Below are 13,142 nucleotides of genomic sequence, written 5' to 3'. Positions count from 1 at the left end.
ACTGACCCCTTGGAATTGATCATCTAGCGGCGGGCGCGGTGGAAAAGCGGTTGCGGGGGGTGGGCGGGGGGTGCGAGCGTCGTGGGGTATCTGTTGTCGACGTGGGGAGTCTTTCGGTGCTCTTCCGCAGCGTTCACCCGGTCCCGCGGCCCCTGGCGGCCGCCCCGCCCGCGAATGCTCCGGAGTGCCCGTATGCCCACCCAGATCACCGCCCTCGCCGTCACCAAGTCATACGGTGACCGGCTCGTCCTCGACTCGGTCACCTGCTCGCTCGCCGCGGGCGAGCGCACCGGCATCGTCGGGGAGAACGGCTCCGGCAAGACCTCCCTGCTGCGCCTGCTCGCCGGCCGCGAGCGGCCCGACCAGGGGCAGGTCGTGGTCGAGGCCGACGGCGGCGTCGGCTACCTCGCCCAGGACGGGCGGCTGCCGCCGCACCTGACCGTGCGGCAGGTCGTCGACCGGGCCCTGGCCGACCTGCGCGCCATCGAGGCCCGGCTGCGCGCCCTGGAGGCCGGGATGGCCGACGGCGGCGAGGCGGCCCTCGCCGAGTACGGTGACCTGCTGACCGTCTTCGAGCTGCGCGGCGGGTACGAGGCGGACGCCCGCGTCGAGCGCGCCCTGCACGGCCTGGGCCTGGCCGGACTGCCCCGGGACCGCCCCGTGGGCGGCCTGTCCGGCGGCGAGCGGGTCCGGCTGCGGCTGGCGGCCCTGCTGGCCGCCCAGCCGGAGGTGCTGCTGCTGGACGAGCCCACCAACCACCTCGACGACCACGCGCTGACCTGGCTGGAGGACCACCTGCGCGCGCGGCGCGGCACGACCGTGGCGGTCTCCCACGACCGGGTGTTCCTGGAGCGCGTCACGACCGGCCTGCTGGAGGTCGACGCCGACCGCCGCCAGGCCGTCCGGTACGGCGGCGGCTACGCCGGCTACCTCGCCGGGAAGGCGGCGTCCCGGCGGCGCTGGGCCCAGGCGCACGACCGGTGGCGCGCGGACGTCGAGCAGCAGCGCGAGGCCGCGGCCACCACCGCGCGCCGGGTCGTGCCCGGCCGCGCGATGAAGGACCGCAACAAGATGGCGTACGGCATGGCGGGCAACCGCGTGCAGCAGTCCGTCGCCAGCCGCGTGCGCAACGCGGAGGAGCGGTTGCGGCGCCTGCTGGCCGACCCGGTGCCGCCGCCGCCCGAGCCGCTGCGCTTCGCCCCGCCGCTCGCGGGCGGCTCCGGCACCGGCCTGCTCGCCGCCGCCGGGGTCGCCGTCGACGGGCGGCTGGCGCCCACGGACCTCACCGTGGCTGCGGGCGGGCGGCTGCTGGTCACCGGGCCGAACGGGGTGGGCAAGAGCACCCTGCTGCGCGTCCTGGCCGGCGGCCTGGACCCGGACGCCGGGCAGCTCACCCGCCGCGGCCGGATCGGCCACCTGCCGCAGGACCCGGTCTTCGACCGGCCCGGTGACACGCTGCTGCGCGCCTTCGCCCGCGGCCGTCCGGGCACGCCCGACGAGCACGCCGAGCGGCTGCTGGCCCTCGGCCTGTTCCCGCCGGACCGGCTCGGCGTGCCGGTCGGCGGGCTGTCGGCCGGGCAGCGGCAGCGGCTGGCGCTGGCCCGGCTGGTGACCGCGCCCGCCGACGTGCTGCTGCTGGACGAGCCGACCAACCACCTGTCCCCGGCCCTGGTGGAGGAGCTGGAGGCCGCCCTGGACGGCTTCCCCGGCGCGCTCGTCGTGGTCAGCCACGACCGGCGCCTGCGGCGGCGGTGGCGCGGGGACCGTCTGGCCCTGCCGCCCGCCGGCGCGCTGGCGGAGGAGGGGTGAGGGCGGGGCCGTACGGGCTGTCAGCTTCCGTACGGGCGGACGGCGCGCGCCTCGCGGAGGGCCAGCGCCCACCACTTCAGCTGGTTCAGCAGCGCCGTGGCCGCCGCCTCCGGCCCCGCGGCGTCCTTCAGGCCGCCGGACTCGTCGAACAGGCCCCAGGCGTTGTGGAAGCTGACCGTCTCGCGGATCGTCACCGCGTGCAGCTCGGCGAAGACCGGGCGCAGGTGCTCCACGGCGCGCAGGCCGCCGGACAGGCCGCCGTAGGAGACGAAGCCGACCGGCTTGGCCTGCCACTGCGTGAAGTGCCAGTCGATGGCGTTCTTCAGGGGAGCGGGGTAGCTGTGGTTGTACTCGGGGGTGATCACGACGTACGCGTCGGCCTCGGCCAGGCGCGGGGTCACGGCGGCCAGGGCCCGCTGGGCGTCGGGCGAGGGGTCGCGGGTCAGGGCCGGCGGCAGCGGGGTCTCGGCCAGGTCGATCACGTCGACGGTCAGGTCGTCGCGCTCGCGGGCGCGGGCGGCGAACCAGTCGGCGACGGTCGGCGCGAACCGGCCCTCGCGGGTGCTGCCGACGATGACGGCGACCCGGACGGGCGCGTGAGCAGGGGCGATCGGTGCAGGAGCGGTAGTCATGGGACCAGCCTCGGACTTAAACATTGGTTGAGGTCAAGCTAGGCTCGGAATCGTGCCCCAGCTTCCCTGGAAGACCCACGAACTGACCGTCGGCGAGCTGTCCCGGCGCAGCGGCGTGGCCCCCTCCGCGCTGCGCTTCTACGAGCGGGAAGGGCTGATCCACAGCCGCCGCACCACCGGCAACCAGCGCCGCTACACCCGCGACACGCTGCGCCGCGTCGCCTTCGTCCGCTCCTCGCAGCGCGTCGGCATTCCGCTGGCGAGGATCCGCGAGGTGCTGGCCCTGTTCCCCGAGGACCACGTCCTGACCAGGGAGGACTGGGCCCGCATCTCGGAGTGCTGGCACGCGGACCTCAGCGAGCGCATCGAGCAGTTGCAGGCCCTGCGCGACCGGCTCACCGACTGCATCGGCTGCGGCTGCCTGTCGATCAGCAACTGCCTGCTCGCCAACCCGGACGACAAGCTGGGCGAGCAGGGCGCCGGGCCGCGCCGGCTGCTGCGGCAGTGACCGGGCGACGGCCGCCGCGTCGCCGAGCCCGGCCGTGTCGCCCCGCCCGCCAGGCCGCCGGGGCCGCGCATGGCCCGGTGCCGGGCACGTCGCCCGCCGGGCCGTACCGCTCGGCGAGCCGGCCCCTGCGCGCCGCCTCGTCCTTGCAGGGCGGCGATACCCGGCCCGGCCGTCAGAACATGTCCGGGCACCAGGGCCGCAGCGGCGTGCGCAGCAGCGTGTCCGCGCGCGCCGCCGCGCCGGGCCGCTCCTCGGCCACCCGTCCGAGCGCGGCCAGCCGGACGGCCGACTCGTCGCCCAGCCACAGGCAGCCCAGCTCGGCGACGTCCAGGACGAGGTCGGCCGCGCGGCCGGTCGGGGCGCAGGCGGCCCCGTCCGGGCCCCCCTCCAGCAGGTACCGGCCCTGGGCCAGGCCCGCCCGGTCGCGCACCTCCAGCACGAGCGCGTCCGCGACCGGGTACGTACGGGCGCGCAGCAGGGCGGGCACGTCCAGCGGGCGCAGCCACATGAAGTCGGCGTGCGCCCGGATCCGGGCCGCGCGCGGGTCGCCCAGCAGCAGGGGCAGGACGTCGTCGGGGGCACGGTAGTCGGTTACCACCCGCGTCACCCAGTCGACCGAGAACAGGAGCCGCCACAGCGCCCGCTCGGCCTCCGGAGACACCGCGATCAGGCCGAGCACGGTGGCGGTGCACTGCGACAGCTTGGCCTCCCAGCGGTCCTCGGCGGTGTAGGCGAGCAGGCCGTCCACCGTGCCGTCCGCCGACCGGTACAGCGCGTAGAAGGGCTCGGTCCAGGGCTGGCCGGGAATCACCAGCTCGCCGGTGTTGAGCCGCCACCACCGCTCGTCCCGGTCGACGACCCCGTGCCGCGTGGCCCGCAGCCGCTCGTGCACCTCGGGGCCCGCCTTGCGCACCTCGGCCGCGTCCGCGAAGTCGACCCGGCCGCCGTCCCGCGGGCCGGCGTACCGCGGGTCGAGCCCGGCCCGCGCGAGGTCCACCTCCCACTCGGTGATCCAGGTGGCCGGGCCGAAGCCGTACCGCCCGTAGATCGGGTACTCCGCCGCGATCAGGGTGGCCGCCGCGTCGCCGCGCTCCTTGGCCGCGCGCAGGTCGCGGTCCATCATCCGGGTCAGCAGGCCGCGGCGGCGGTGCGTGGGCGAGACGGAGACGTTGGTGATGGCGTCGGTGGACACGGCCGCGCCGCCGACCGCCGTCAGCCGCTGCGGCATGCTGCGGAAGGTGGCCACGCAGCGGCCCCTGTCGAAGGCGCCCTGGGTGCGGGCGGGGTCGATGCTCCCGCGCCGGGCCTCGACCTCTTCCTGGCTGGTCGGCGCGGAGCGCAGGAAGCCCGCGTTGTAGGCGCGTATCCACTCGGCCAGGCCGGAGTCGGGGTCGGAGGCGTCGTCGGACAGGTAGCGGATCTCTGGGCCGGGCATGGCGTCACGCTAGGCGGCGGCCGCTCCCGGCCGCACGTAAATTTTCACGCGCGCCCGCCGCCCGGCCCGTACCGCGCACGGTTCCGNCCGCTCCCGGCCGCACGTAAATTTTCACGCGCGCCCGCCGCCCGGCCCGTACCGCGCACGGTTCCGCCGCGCGGGCAGGCCCGGGCCCGTACGGGCTGTGCGGGCGTACGGGCCCAGGCCGCCCCTCAGAACGCCGCCCGCACCTCGCCCACCCGCTCGCCGCCGCCCGTCAGCGGCGCGTCCGCGATGCGGGCCAGCACCGGCGAGTCCACGCCCAGGTGCTCCAGCGCCCGCGCCAGTACCGGGCCCAGCGCCCGCGGGCCGCCGTCGTCGATCTTGAAGGCGAGGGCCTGGCCGTCCGGCAGCGCCACGGCCTGCACCGCCTCCGCGCCCATCTTCGCCAGCGCGCCGGGCACCTCCCGCATGAGCCAGGTGTCGGCGCGGCGCGTGCCCCCGACGTACTCCGGGTGCGTGCGCATGGCGTCCGCGACGCGCCGCTCCGGCGTGCCCGGCTCGGCCAGCACGAAGCCGCGGAACGCGCGTGCCAGGCCGGTCAGGGACAGCGCCGTCAGGGGCGCGCCGCAGCCGTCGGTGCCCACGTGCCGCACCTGCTCGCCGCTGGCCTGCTCGACGGTCCGCAGGACGAGCCGCTGCAACGGGTGGTCGGGGTCCAGGTAGGTCGCCAGCGGCCAGCCGTTGGCGGCGCAGACGGCGAGCATGGCCGCGTGCTTGCCCGAGCAGTTCATGGCGATCCGGCTGCGCTCGCCGCCCGCCGCCAGCAGCGCCTCCGCCTCCCGCTGGTCGAGGGGCAGGTCGGGAGGGGTGCGCAGGTGTGCCTCGGAGAGTCCGGCCTCGGCGAGGACGGCCCGTACCAGCTCCAGATGAAACCTTTCTCCGGAGTGGCTGCCCGCCGCCAGCGCCAGCCGCTCACCGCCCAGCGAGAGGCCGGCCCGCAGCACGGCGGCGGCCTGCATCGGCTTGTTGCTGGAGCGCGGGAAGACCGGCGCGGTCACGTCGCCGAGCGCCAGCCGTACGCCGCCGTCCGCGCCGAGCAGGACCAGCGACCCGCGGTGCCGGCCCTCGACGAAGCCGGAGCGTACGACCTCGGCGAGCACGGGCGGCGCCGGGACGGCCTGCGGCGCGGCGGACGGCAGCGCGTCGTGCGGCGCGCGGGCCGGTATCGGGACGCGCGGTACCGGGGCGGGGGCGGAGGAGGTCATCCGAGGTGGGCCTTCCGTGGTGGGGGCGCCGCCCCGCACCCTCCGGCCCCCGCAACGCCTGGCGGGACGCGGAAGCCGCGGAAGCGGTCAGGAGAGCAGGTCGTCCACTTGCGCTTCCCCCTCACGGTACCTGCGGGCGATCTCGGCGCTGCACTCGTCCGCCGTCCGCTGGAACCCCTGCCTCCGCAGCGACACCTGCCGTTCGTACCCCACCAGGCGGCGCATGGCGCGGCGGAGCTCCTGGTCCGTACGGGCCCGCAGGTCCGACAGGGACACCTCGGAGAGCATGTCCTCGGCCAGCCGCCGGTACTCCGCGCCGCGCGGCGTGCCGAGCGTCACATGCCGGGCCGAGGACGGCTCCCGCGCCGGGCTGTCCGCGAGGATCTTCACCAGCCAGTCCACGACCGGGGACGGCTCGCGGTCCACGGCCGGTACCGGCGGGCCCGAGCGGCGGCCCAACTCGGCGCGCAGGATGTCGATCCGGCCCTGGAGCAGCCGCCGCAGGTAGCTGAGGTCCTCCTCCTCCCGCTGCGAGGAGCGGCGCAGCGCGCGCAGGTCGGGCAGGCCCAGGCCGTCGAGCCCCTCCTGCGGGCCGCCGGCTGCCCCGGCCGCTGTCTCGGGCGCGCCGCCCGTGGGCTCGGCCGGAGCGCCCGTGTCGCGGAAGGCGGTGCCCGCGTCGCGGAAGGCTTCGGAGAAGGCACCCGGCGGAGCCCCGGGCAGGCCCCTCGGCAGCGCGTCCTCCGCCGGGCGGACCGGCCGGGCCGCCCCGTCCCCCCGCGGACCGCCGCGGGCCCGCTCCGGGCGCCGTCCGCCGCGCTGGCCGGCGGCGCCCTCGATGCTCTCGGCGCTCTGCGGGCTCTGAGCGCTCTGAGCGTTATTCACGTTTTCGACGCACATCGGTACGGGACCGGGAGGCTGCCCGGTGCCGGCTGTGCTCATGACCTGTCCGTCCCCTCCGGGCGGTGAACCTCTGTGCACCGCCTGCCCGCATCGTGCCACCGAGGCCGGGGCCGCCGCAGCGGCCAGGGGGCGGATCCGCCCCGGATGGACGCAGGGCATCATGGGCCGTATGCGTGCGGTGGTGCAGCGGGTGGACGGGGCGAGCGTCGTCGTGGACGGCGAGACGGTGGGCGAGATCGCCGGTGAGGGGCTGTGCGTGCTGGTCGGAGTGACCCACGACGACACTCCGGAGCAGGCCGAGCGGCTGGCCCGCAAGCTGTGGTCCCTGCGGGTCCTGGAGGACGAGCGGTCCTGCTCGGACGCGGGGGCTCCGCTGCTGGTTATCAGCCAATTCACCCTCTATGGTGACGCCCGCAAGGGCCGCAGGCCCACCTGGAACGCGGCGGCCCCGGGGCCGGTCGCCGAGCCTCTGGTCGAGGAGGTCGTGGCGCGGCTGCGTGCGCTGGGCGCGAAGGTGGAGACGGGCCGCTTCGGGGCGGACATGCGGGTGTCGCTGACCAACGACGGCCCGTTCACCGTGCTCATCGAGGTCTGACGGGCTGCCGGGGCTGACGGTCCGCCCGGGCCTGACGGGCTGCCGGGGCTGACGGGCTGCCGGGGCTGCCGGGCTGTTCCCGGACGGATCAGGGCTCGACCACGACCTCCTGCGCGGCCGCCGTGGTGTCCGCGACCAGCTCCGCGTCCACCGGCACGTTCCGCTTCACCAGGGCCAGCGCGATGGGCCCCAGCTCGTGGTGGCGCGCGGAGGTGGTGACGAAGCCCATCCTGCGGCCGTCCGCGCCGTCCGCCGCCAGCCGCACGGGCGCGCCGTGGCCGGGCAGCGTGACCTCGCTGCCGTCGAGGTGCAGGAACACCAGGCGGCGCGGCGGTTTGCCCAGGTTCTGCACGCGCGCCACGGTCTCCTGGCCGCGGTAGCAGCCCTTGCTCAGGTGCACGGCGGTGCCGATCCAGCCTAGCTCGTGCGGGATCGTGCGGTGGTCGGTCTCCATGCCCAGGCGCGGCCGGTGCGCCTCGACGCGCAGCGCCTCGTACGCGAGCATGCCCGCGGGGCGGCCCGCGTCGGCGGCGAAGCGCTCCAGGTCGGCGCGCGGCAGCAGCACGTCCCGCCCGTACGGCGTCTCGCGCACGACCGCCTCCGGGGGCGTGCCCGCGATGCTGCCCGCGGGCAGGTGCACGACGGCGCGCTCGTGGGTGAGGTCGGCGATCTCGACCCGGTAGTAGAACTTCATGCTCTCCAGGTACGCGATCAGGGCGTCCTGCGTGTCCGGCTCCACGTGCGCCCAGGTGGTCGTGCCGTCGTCCACCAGGTACAGCGCGTGCTCGATGTGGCCGTGGGCGGACAGGATCAGCGCCTCGGCGGCCTGTCCGGGCGGCAGCTCGCTGACGTGCTGGGTCAGCAGCAGGTGCAGCCAGCTCAACCGGTCGGCGCCGCTGACCGCCACCACCCCGCGGTGGGAGAGGTCCACGAAGCCGGAGCCGTCCGCGAGCGCGCGCTGCTCCTGGAACAGGTCGCCGTAGTGCGCGGCGACGCCTTCGTCGGGGCCCTCGCCCGGAACGGCGCCGGGCAGCGACAGCAGGGGGCTCTTCATGCCGTCAAGCCTACGACGCGCCGCTGACACCCTCCCCGGCGCTGTCACCCCGTGAGATGCGGCCGGGGGCGCGCGTCGCGTCGCCCGCGCCCTGGTCCGCGCCCTCCGAGCACCCGGCGCACCGGCCGAAGATGGCGAAGTGCTTCAGATCGGTCTCGAAGCCGAAGTCGGCCCGCAGCCGCCGCGCGAACGGCTCGGCCACCGCCAGGTCCGCCTCGATCACCTCGGTGCAGTCCCGGCACACCAGGTGCAGGTGGTGGTGGCGGGCGGCCACGTGGTACGTGGGCGCGCCGTGCCCGAGGTGGGCGTGGCTGACCAGGCCCAGCTCCTCCAGCAGCTCCAGGGTCCGGTACACCGTCGAGATGTTCACCCCGCTCGCGGTGCGCCGCACCTCGGTGAGGATGTCGTCCGGAGTGGCGTGCTCCAGGGCGTCGACGGCTTCCAGGACGAGCTGGCGCTGCGGCGTCAGCCGATAGCCGCGCTCGCGCAGGTCTGCCTTCCAGTCGGTGGTGGCCACGGGCCCCAGTGTAGGTGGACCGGGTGCGGGAGCGCCGTCGACGGTGAGTCAACGGAGTGTGCACTGTGCGCGGAGGACTTCCGGCGGCTCCGCTGCCACGCTCGGTCTCGTCAGTCCGAACCCTTGACGTGAACAGCGGGGGAGGAACATGAAATCAGGACGAGGACGGCTGCCGTCGCCGCCGCCGTGGCGATGGGCGCGCTGCTGGGCACCGGGACCGCGGTGGCGGCGCCTGCGGTGGGTGGTGTCTCCGCCCAGGGAGACGGCACGAAGGTGGTGAAGAACGCCAAGTACATCAAGACGGGCTGCAAGACGGACGGCAGTCACAAGCTGGCGATGACGTCGGGCAAGGGCAAGACCACGTTGGTACTCAAGATCTCCGACAGCGTGAGCGCGGAGTGGAGCGCGAACGTCAGCGTCACCTCGTCCACTGTGTCAGCGGGCGTCGGCTTCAGCGTCACCAAGACCTATACGGTGGACAAGGAGACCCGCTACGAGGTCCCCAAGGGGAAGAGGGGGTACGTCGAGGCGTACCCCTGCTACCAGGTCTACACGTTCGACGTGTACAACGCGTACTGGGACGAAAAGCCTGTGGGTAACGGGGTCGCCGAGAAGCCGGTCGGCGTGTATTTCAAGCAGTGGCTGACCAACTCGTGAGGCACTGAGCCGGTGCCGGTGACACCCGGGGCGGGCCGACGCACGCCGCGTCGGCCCGCCCCTTCCGTGTGCGACTCGGCGTCGGCCCGGCGCGGTCGGCGGGATCAGCGGAAGAAGGCGATGCCGTCGTCCGGCAGGTCCTTGAGGTCCTTGGCCCACTCGCGCGGGTCCACGACCTTCTTCAGGTGCGCCGACATGTACGGGCGCAGCGGCACCTCGGGCGTGGCCTTCTCGCCGACCCACATCAGGTCGCCCCTGACGTACCCGTACAGCCGCTTGCCGCCCGCGTACGGGCCGGAGGCGGCGGTGCGGGCGACCGCGTCCGTGGCCAGGTCGATCTGCGGCTTGCCGTCGGCCAGTTCGCCGTACCAGACCTCGGCCGCGCCCTGGTCGCGGATCATCACGACCTCGACCTTGCGGTCGGCGCCGACGCGCCAGTAGCCGGACTCGGTCTCCAGCGGGCGGGACTTGCGGCCGTCGCCGTCGAGCACCCACGTGTGCGAGACGTATTCGAGGAAGTCGCGGCCGTCGTGGGTGAAGGTCGCCTCCTGGCCGAAGTTGCACTTCTCGGAGCCGGGGAAGTCCGACACGCCCGCGCCTTCCCAGTTGCCGACGAGGAAGGCGAGGGGGACGAGGGCGGGGTGCAGGTCGGACGGGATCTCGATCATGAGTTCAGATGGTTTTCCGCTGAGGTCGGGAGGGGGTCACAAAGGCCGGGCGGCGGGCCGGGCGAACGGGGTCAGCGCTGGCCCTGGAACAGCTTCTTCCAGGTCAGCCCGATGAAGCCGAGCGTGCACAGGGCGACCAGGATCAGCAGGGCGGTGAAGACTGCCTCAAGCACGGGCGCGCTCCTCGGACGGACGGCGGGACGACGGTTCGGCCTTCGGGCCGCGGCGGCCTGGTGCTCCGACGGCTCCGGCCCGCCCCCGAGTCTAGTCGGCGCCCGGCCGGGTGCCGGGCACCGCCGGGGCACGGCCTAAAGGCTGTCCCGCAATCCCTGGCGGGCTCCCGACGCCAGCTACGGCCACTCGCGGCGTTGGCGAAACGTCCGAATAGAACCACTATTCGGACGCTCCGCCGCCTTGCGATTGACCGCATCTGACGCCGCTCGCTGATCCACCAGGGATTACGGGACAGCCTTTAGGCTGGACGTATGGCGAAGAAGCTCGTGATCAAGGCGACGGCGGGCGCGGACGCGCCCGAGCGGTGCTCGCAGGCCTTCACGGTGGCGGCGGTGGCCGCCGCGAGCGGGGTGGAGGTCTCGCTGTGGCTGACGGGCGAGTCGGCGTGGTACGCGCTGCCGGGCCGGGCCGCCGAGTTCGAGCTGCCGCACGCCGCGCCGCTGCCGGAGCTGATCGTCGGCATCCTGGTCGGCGGCACGATCACCGTGTGCACGCAGTGCGCCGCGCGGCGCGGCATCGAGGAGAAGGACCTCATCGAGGGCGCGCGCATCGCCGGGTCGCAGGTCTTCGTCAGCGAGATCATGGCGGACGGGGTGCAGGCCCTCGTCTACTGACCGGCCCTCGTCAACCGGCCGGTCATCGCCTACTGACCCGGCAGCGCCGGTCATCGCCTACTGACCCGGCAGCCGGGCTCGACGCTCAGCCGCCGGGCTCGGCGGTCAGCGGCGGCCCAGCTCGTCCAGCTCCCGCCACCACCGGTCCGACTCCTCGTCCCCCGAGCTGCCCGGGCCGTGCCACGCCCGCGGCGGGGGCGATGACGAGGGCGGCGACGGCCGGGGCGCGGGCGGTCCGGAGCCGCCCGGCTCGTCCCACCAGCGGTCGTCCGGACCCCGGCGGTTGGCGACGACCGCCGCGCACGGCGGGATGACCATGGCCACCACGCACATCGCGACCGCCGCGGCCACCGACCACAGGCGCACGAAGGCCCACGCCGAGACGAAGAGCGTCAGACACGCACCCATCATCAGGAAGTAGGCGTGGCGGCGTCGCGCGTACATGCCTCCAGCGTACGGCCGCACGGCGGGGACGGCGAGGGGCCGCGCCCCGCCGGGAGCGGTCAACCCCCGGGGTGCGCGGCCCCTTTCGTGCTGCTGCCCGCCTCACGCGCGTACGGCCGGTACGGTCCCCGCCCGCCCGCGCGGGGCGCTGACGACAGGTGTCGTCAGATGGCGATGGCAACCTCCGCCAGGCCGCCCTGCTGGGCGACGACGGTGCGGTCCGCGGTCGCGCCCGGCACCAGGGCGCGCAGCGTCCAGGTGCCCTCGGCGGCGTAGAAGCGGAACTGGCCGGTCGCCGAGGTGGGCACCTCGGCGGTGAACTCACCGGTGCTGTCCAGCAGCCGCACGTAGCCGGTGATCGGCTGGCCGTCGCGGGTCAGCGAGCCCTGGATGGTGGTCTCGCCGGGCCGGGCGTTCGCGGCGTCGGGGCCGCCCGCCGTTGCTCCACACATGGGGTGTCCGTCCTTATGTTCGGAGGGGAGAGGGGGATGGGGGGATCAGCTGTTGGCGCCCAGCTCGATGGGCACGCCGACCAGGGAGCCGTACTCGGTCCAGGAGCCGTCGTAGTTCTTGACGTTCTCCTGCCCGAGCAGCTCGTGCAGGACGAACCAGGTGTGGGCGGAGCGCTCGCCGATGCGGCAGTAGGCGATGGTGTCCTTCGACAGGTCCACGCCCTCGCCCTCGTACAGCTCCTTCAGCTCGTCGTCCGACCTGAAGGTGCCGTCGTCGTTGGCCGACTTCGACCACGGGATGTTCCGGGCGGTGGGCACGTGGCCCGGGCGCTGCGACTGCTCCTGCGGCAGGTGGGCCGGGGCCAGCAGCTTGCCGGAGAACTCGTCGGGGGAGCGCACGTCGACCAGGTTCAGGGAGCCGATCGCCGCCACGACGTCGTCGCGGAAGGCGCGGATGGTGTTGTCCGGCGCGGACGCGCGGTACTCGGTGGCGGGCCGGGAGGGGACCTCCTCGACCAGCTCGCGGGCGTCCAGCTCCCACTTCTTGCGGCCGCCGTCGAGGAGCTTGACGTCCTGGTGGCCGTAGAGCTTGAAGTACCAGTACGCGTAGGCCGCGAACCAGTTGTTGTTGCCGCCGTAGAGGACGACCGTGTCGTCGTTGGCGATGCCCTTGCCGGACAGCAGCTTCTCGAAGCCCGCCTGGTCCACGAAGTCGCGGCGCACCGGGTCCTGGAGGTCCTTCTTCCAGTCGATGCGGATCGCGTTCTGGATGTGGTTCTTGTCGTAGGCCGACGTGTCCTCGTCGACCTCGACGATGACGACCTTGGGGTCGTCGATGCGTGCCTGGACCCAGTCGGCGTCCACCAGGACGTCACTGCGGCTCATATGTTCCTCTCCTCCGGGGCAGTTACGGCGGTACGGATGTGCGCGGACGCACGGCCGCACGTCTCGGCTTGCGAGCGTACGAGCGGTGAGCGGGGAAGGCCCGGATGTGCGACGGGCCGGGCGGGGTGACGGCTCGCCCTCCCTCAGGCGCCGTGACAGAGCATGGCGGCCACGCGGCACAGGTCGACTGCCCGCCGCTTTGTGAGATCCGCCTGTCGCCACATGGCACCGATCGTAGGGACGGGGCGCGGGTGTGTCACCGGCGTGTCGCATGGTGAGACAAATCCGTCTGCGATGCGGAACGACCGGTATGGGCGGCCGCCGCGCGGGCGGAGAAGCGCCCGCCCGCGCGGGCCGACGATCTGCCTTGCGGACACGCGCGTCTCAGTCAGTGGACCGGAGGGCGGGATTCACCCGTCCGGCGCCGGGCCGGGTCCGCCGCCGGGCCGGGTCCGGCGGCGCGTTCTAGATGATCAATTCCAAGGGGTCCC

Annotated in this window: 15 protein-coding genes; 5 read left to right on the top strand and 10 right to left on the bottom strand. The window is 74.4% G+C overall.

The features are described 5' to 3' along the window. The first annotated feature begins 192 nt into the window (after positions 1 to 192). Positions 193 to 1,809, top strand: coding sequence for an ABC-F family ATP-binding cassette domain-containing protein (locus RKE29_RS21490; protein WP_312007160.1), 1,617 nt, complete (start codon positions 193 to 195; stop codon positions 1,807 to 1,809). Between the two features lie 20 nt (positions 1,810 to 1,829). On the opposite strand, the gene RKE29_RS21485 is transcribed toward RKE29_RS21490, so the two are convergent. Then, on the bottom strand, positions 1,830 to 2,441 hold the full coding sequence (locus tag RKE29_RS21485; RefSeq protein WP_312007159.1) for an NAD(P)H-dependent oxidoreductase: 612 nt from the start codon (positions 2,439 to 2,441) through the stop codon (positions 1,830 to 1,832). Between the two features lie 52 nt (positions 2,442 to 2,493). On the opposite strand from RKE29_RS21485, the gene soxR reads away from it, so the two are divergent. Then, complete coding sequence (soxR, locus tag RKE29_RS21480; RefSeq protein ID WP_312007158.1) at positions 2,494 to 2,949, top strand: redox-sensitive transcriptional activator SoxR; 456 nt, start codon at positions 2,494 to 2,496, stop codon at positions 2,947 to 2,949. A gap of 172 nt (positions 2,950 to 3,121) precedes the next feature. Here soxR and RKE29_RS21475 read toward each other — a convergent pair whose 3' ends face one another. From RKE29_RS21475 to RKE29_RS21465, 3 genes are all read right to left on the bottom strand, one after another. Then, positions 3,122 to 4,384: a GNAT family N-acetyltransferase gene (locus tag RKE29_RS21475; protein WP_312007157.1), complete on the bottom strand. Its 1,263-nt coding sequence runs from the start codon at positions 4,382 to 4,384 to the stop codon at positions 3,122 to 3,124. Positions 4,385 to 4,596: 212 nt separating this feature from the next. Then, positions 4,597 to 5,631 carry an asparaginase gene (locus RKE29_RS21470; protein WP_312007156.1) on the bottom strand — a complete coding sequence of 345 codons (1,035 nt, stop codon included), beginning with the start codon at positions 5,629 to 5,631 and terminating at the stop codon, positions 4,597 to 4,599. Positions 5,632 to 5,718: 87 nt separating this feature from the next. Then, a complete protein-coding gene (locus tag RKE29_RS21465; RefSeq protein WP_312007162.1) occupies positions 5,719 to 6,363 on the bottom strand; it encodes a hypothetical protein in 645 nt (214 codons plus the stop codon). Positions 6,364 to 6,700: 337 nt separating this feature from the next. Here RKE29_RS21465 and dtd point away from each other — a divergent pair, with 337 nt between their 5' ends. After that, positions 6,701 to 7,126 (top strand): D-aminoacyl-tRNA deacylase, encoded by a 426-nt coding sequence (gene dtd / locus RKE29_RS21460; RefSeq protein ID WP_312007155.1) that lies wholly within the window; start codon positions 6,701 to 6,703, stop codon positions 7,124 to 7,126. A gap of 88 nt (positions 7,127 to 7,214) precedes the next feature. Here dtd and RKE29_RS21455 read toward each other — a convergent pair whose 3' ends face one another. Continuing rightward, on the bottom strand, positions 7,215 to 8,180 hold the full coding sequence (locus tag RKE29_RS21455) for a glycine cleavage T C-terminal barrel domain-containing protein (protein ID WP_312007154.1): 966 nt from the start codon (positions 8,178 to 8,180) through the stop codon (positions 7,215 to 7,217). A gap of 10 nt (positions 8,181 to 8,190) precedes the next feature. After that, positions 8,191 to 8,697, bottom strand: coding sequence for a Fur family transcriptional regulator (locus RKE29_RS21450; RefSeq protein ID WP_312007153.1), 507 nt, complete (start codon positions 8,695 to 8,697; stop codon positions 8,191 to 8,193). A gap of 192 nt (positions 8,698 to 8,889) precedes the next feature. On the opposite strand from RKE29_RS21450, the gene RKE29_RS21445 reads away from it, so the two are divergent. After that, complete coding sequence (locus tag RKE29_RS21445) at positions 8,890 to 9,354, top strand: hypothetical protein (protein ID WP_312007161.1); 465 nt, start codon at positions 8,890 to 8,892, stop codon at positions 9,352 to 9,354. A 104-nt stretch (positions 9,355 to 9,458) separates the two neighbouring features. Here the strand turns inward: RKE29_RS21445 and RKE29_RS21440 are convergent, their stop codons facing one another. After that, a complete protein-coding gene (locus tag RKE29_RS21440; RefSeq protein WP_312007152.1) occupies positions 9,459 to 10,022 on the bottom strand; it encodes an FABP family protein in 564 nt (187 codons plus the stop codon). Positions 10,023 to 10,507: 485 nt separating this feature from the next. Here RKE29_RS21440 and RKE29_RS21435 point away from each other — a divergent pair, with 485 nt between their 5' ends. Beyond that, positions 10,508 to 10,870, top strand: coding sequence for a DsrE family protein (locus RKE29_RS21435; protein WP_312007151.1), 363 nt, complete (start codon positions 10,508 to 10,510; stop codon positions 10,868 to 10,870). A gap of 105 nt (positions 10,871 to 10,975) precedes the next feature. Here the strand turns inward: RKE29_RS21435 and RKE29_RS21430 are convergent, their stop codons facing one another. From RKE29_RS21430 to RKE29_RS21420, 3 genes are all read right to left on the bottom strand, one after another. Then, positions 10,976 to 11,314 carry a DUF3099 domain-containing protein gene (locus RKE29_RS21430; RefSeq protein WP_312007150.1) on the bottom strand — a complete coding sequence of 113 codons (339 nt, stop codon included), beginning with the start codon at positions 11,312 to 11,314 and terminating at the stop codon, positions 10,976 to 10,978. Between the two features lie 164 nt (positions 11,315 to 11,478). Further along, on the bottom strand, positions 11,479 to 11,766 hold the full coding sequence (locus RKE29_RS21425) for a DUF1416 domain-containing protein (protein ID WP_312007148.1): 288 nt from the start codon (positions 11,764 to 11,766) through the stop codon (positions 11,479 to 11,481). A gap of 45 nt (positions 11,767 to 11,811) precedes the next feature. Then, on the bottom strand, positions 11,812 to 12,651 hold the full coding sequence (locus tag RKE29_RS21420; RefSeq protein WP_312007147.1) for a sulfurtransferase: 840 nt from the start codon (positions 12,649 to 12,651) through the stop codon (positions 11,812 to 11,814). Between the last annotated feature and the right edge of the window lie 491 nt (positions 12,652 to 13,142).

Origin of the sequence: Streptomyces sp. B1866, from assembly GCF_031932565.1 — a bacterium.
Lineage (GTDB): Bacteria > Actinomycetota > Actinomycetes > Streptomycetales > Streptomycetaceae > Streptomyces.
This window is presented reverse-complemented; position numbering and strand designations above follow the sequence as displayed.

What these genes read in the sequence shown, in the direction of transcription:
- RKE29_RS21490 (WP_312007160.1), top strand. Translation starts at nt 193, where the DNA reads ATGCCCACCCAGATCACCGCCCTCGCCGTCACCAAGTCATACGGTGAC.
- RKE29_RS21485 (WP_312007159.1), bottom strand. Translation starts at nt 2,441, where the DNA reads ATGACTACCGCTCCTGCACCGATCGCCCCTGCTCACGCGCCCGTCCGG.
- RKE29_RS21475 (WP_312007157.1), bottom strand. Translation starts at nt 4,384, where the DNA reads ATGCCCGGCCCAGAGATCCGCTACCTGTCCGACGACGCCTCCGACCCC.
- RKE29_RS21470 (WP_312007156.1), bottom strand. Translation starts at nt 5,631, where the DNA reads ATGACCTCCTCCGCCCCCGCCCCGGTACCGCGCGTCCCGATACCGGCC.
- dtd (WP_312007155.1), top strand. Translation starts at nt 6,701, where the DNA reads ATGCGTGCGGTGGTGCAGCGGGTGGACGGGGCGAGCGTCGTCGTGGAC.
- RKE29_RS21455 (WP_312007154.1), bottom strand. Translation starts at nt 8,180, where the DNA reads ATGAAGAGCCCCCTGCTGTCGCTGCCCGGCGCCGTTCCGGGCGAGGGC.
- RKE29_RS21445 (WP_312007161.1), top strand. Translation starts at nt 8,890, where the DNA reads ATGGGCGCGCTGCTGGGCACCGGGACCGCGGTGGCGGCGCCTGCGGTG.
- RKE29_RS21440 (WP_312007152.1), bottom strand. Translation starts at nt 10,022, where the DNA reads ATGATCGAGATCCCGTCCGACCTGCACCCCGCCCTCGTCCCCCTCGCC.
- RKE29_RS21435 (WP_312007151.1), top strand. Translation starts at nt 10,508, where the DNA reads ATGGCGAAGAAGCTCGTGATCAAGGCGACGGCGGGCGCGGACGCGCCC.
- RKE29_RS21430 (WP_312007150.1), bottom strand. Translation starts at nt 11,314, where the DNA reads ATGTACGCGCGACGCCGCCACGCCTACTTCCTGATGATGGGTGCGTGT.
- RKE29_RS21425 (WP_312007148.1), bottom strand. Translation starts at nt 11,766, where the DNA reads ATGTGTGGAGCAACGGCGGGCGGCCCCGACGCCGCGAACGCCCGGCCC.
- RKE29_RS21420 (WP_312007147.1), bottom strand. Translation starts at nt 12,651, where the DNA reads ATGAGCCGCAGTGACGTCCTGGTGGACGCCGACTGGGTCCAGGCACGC.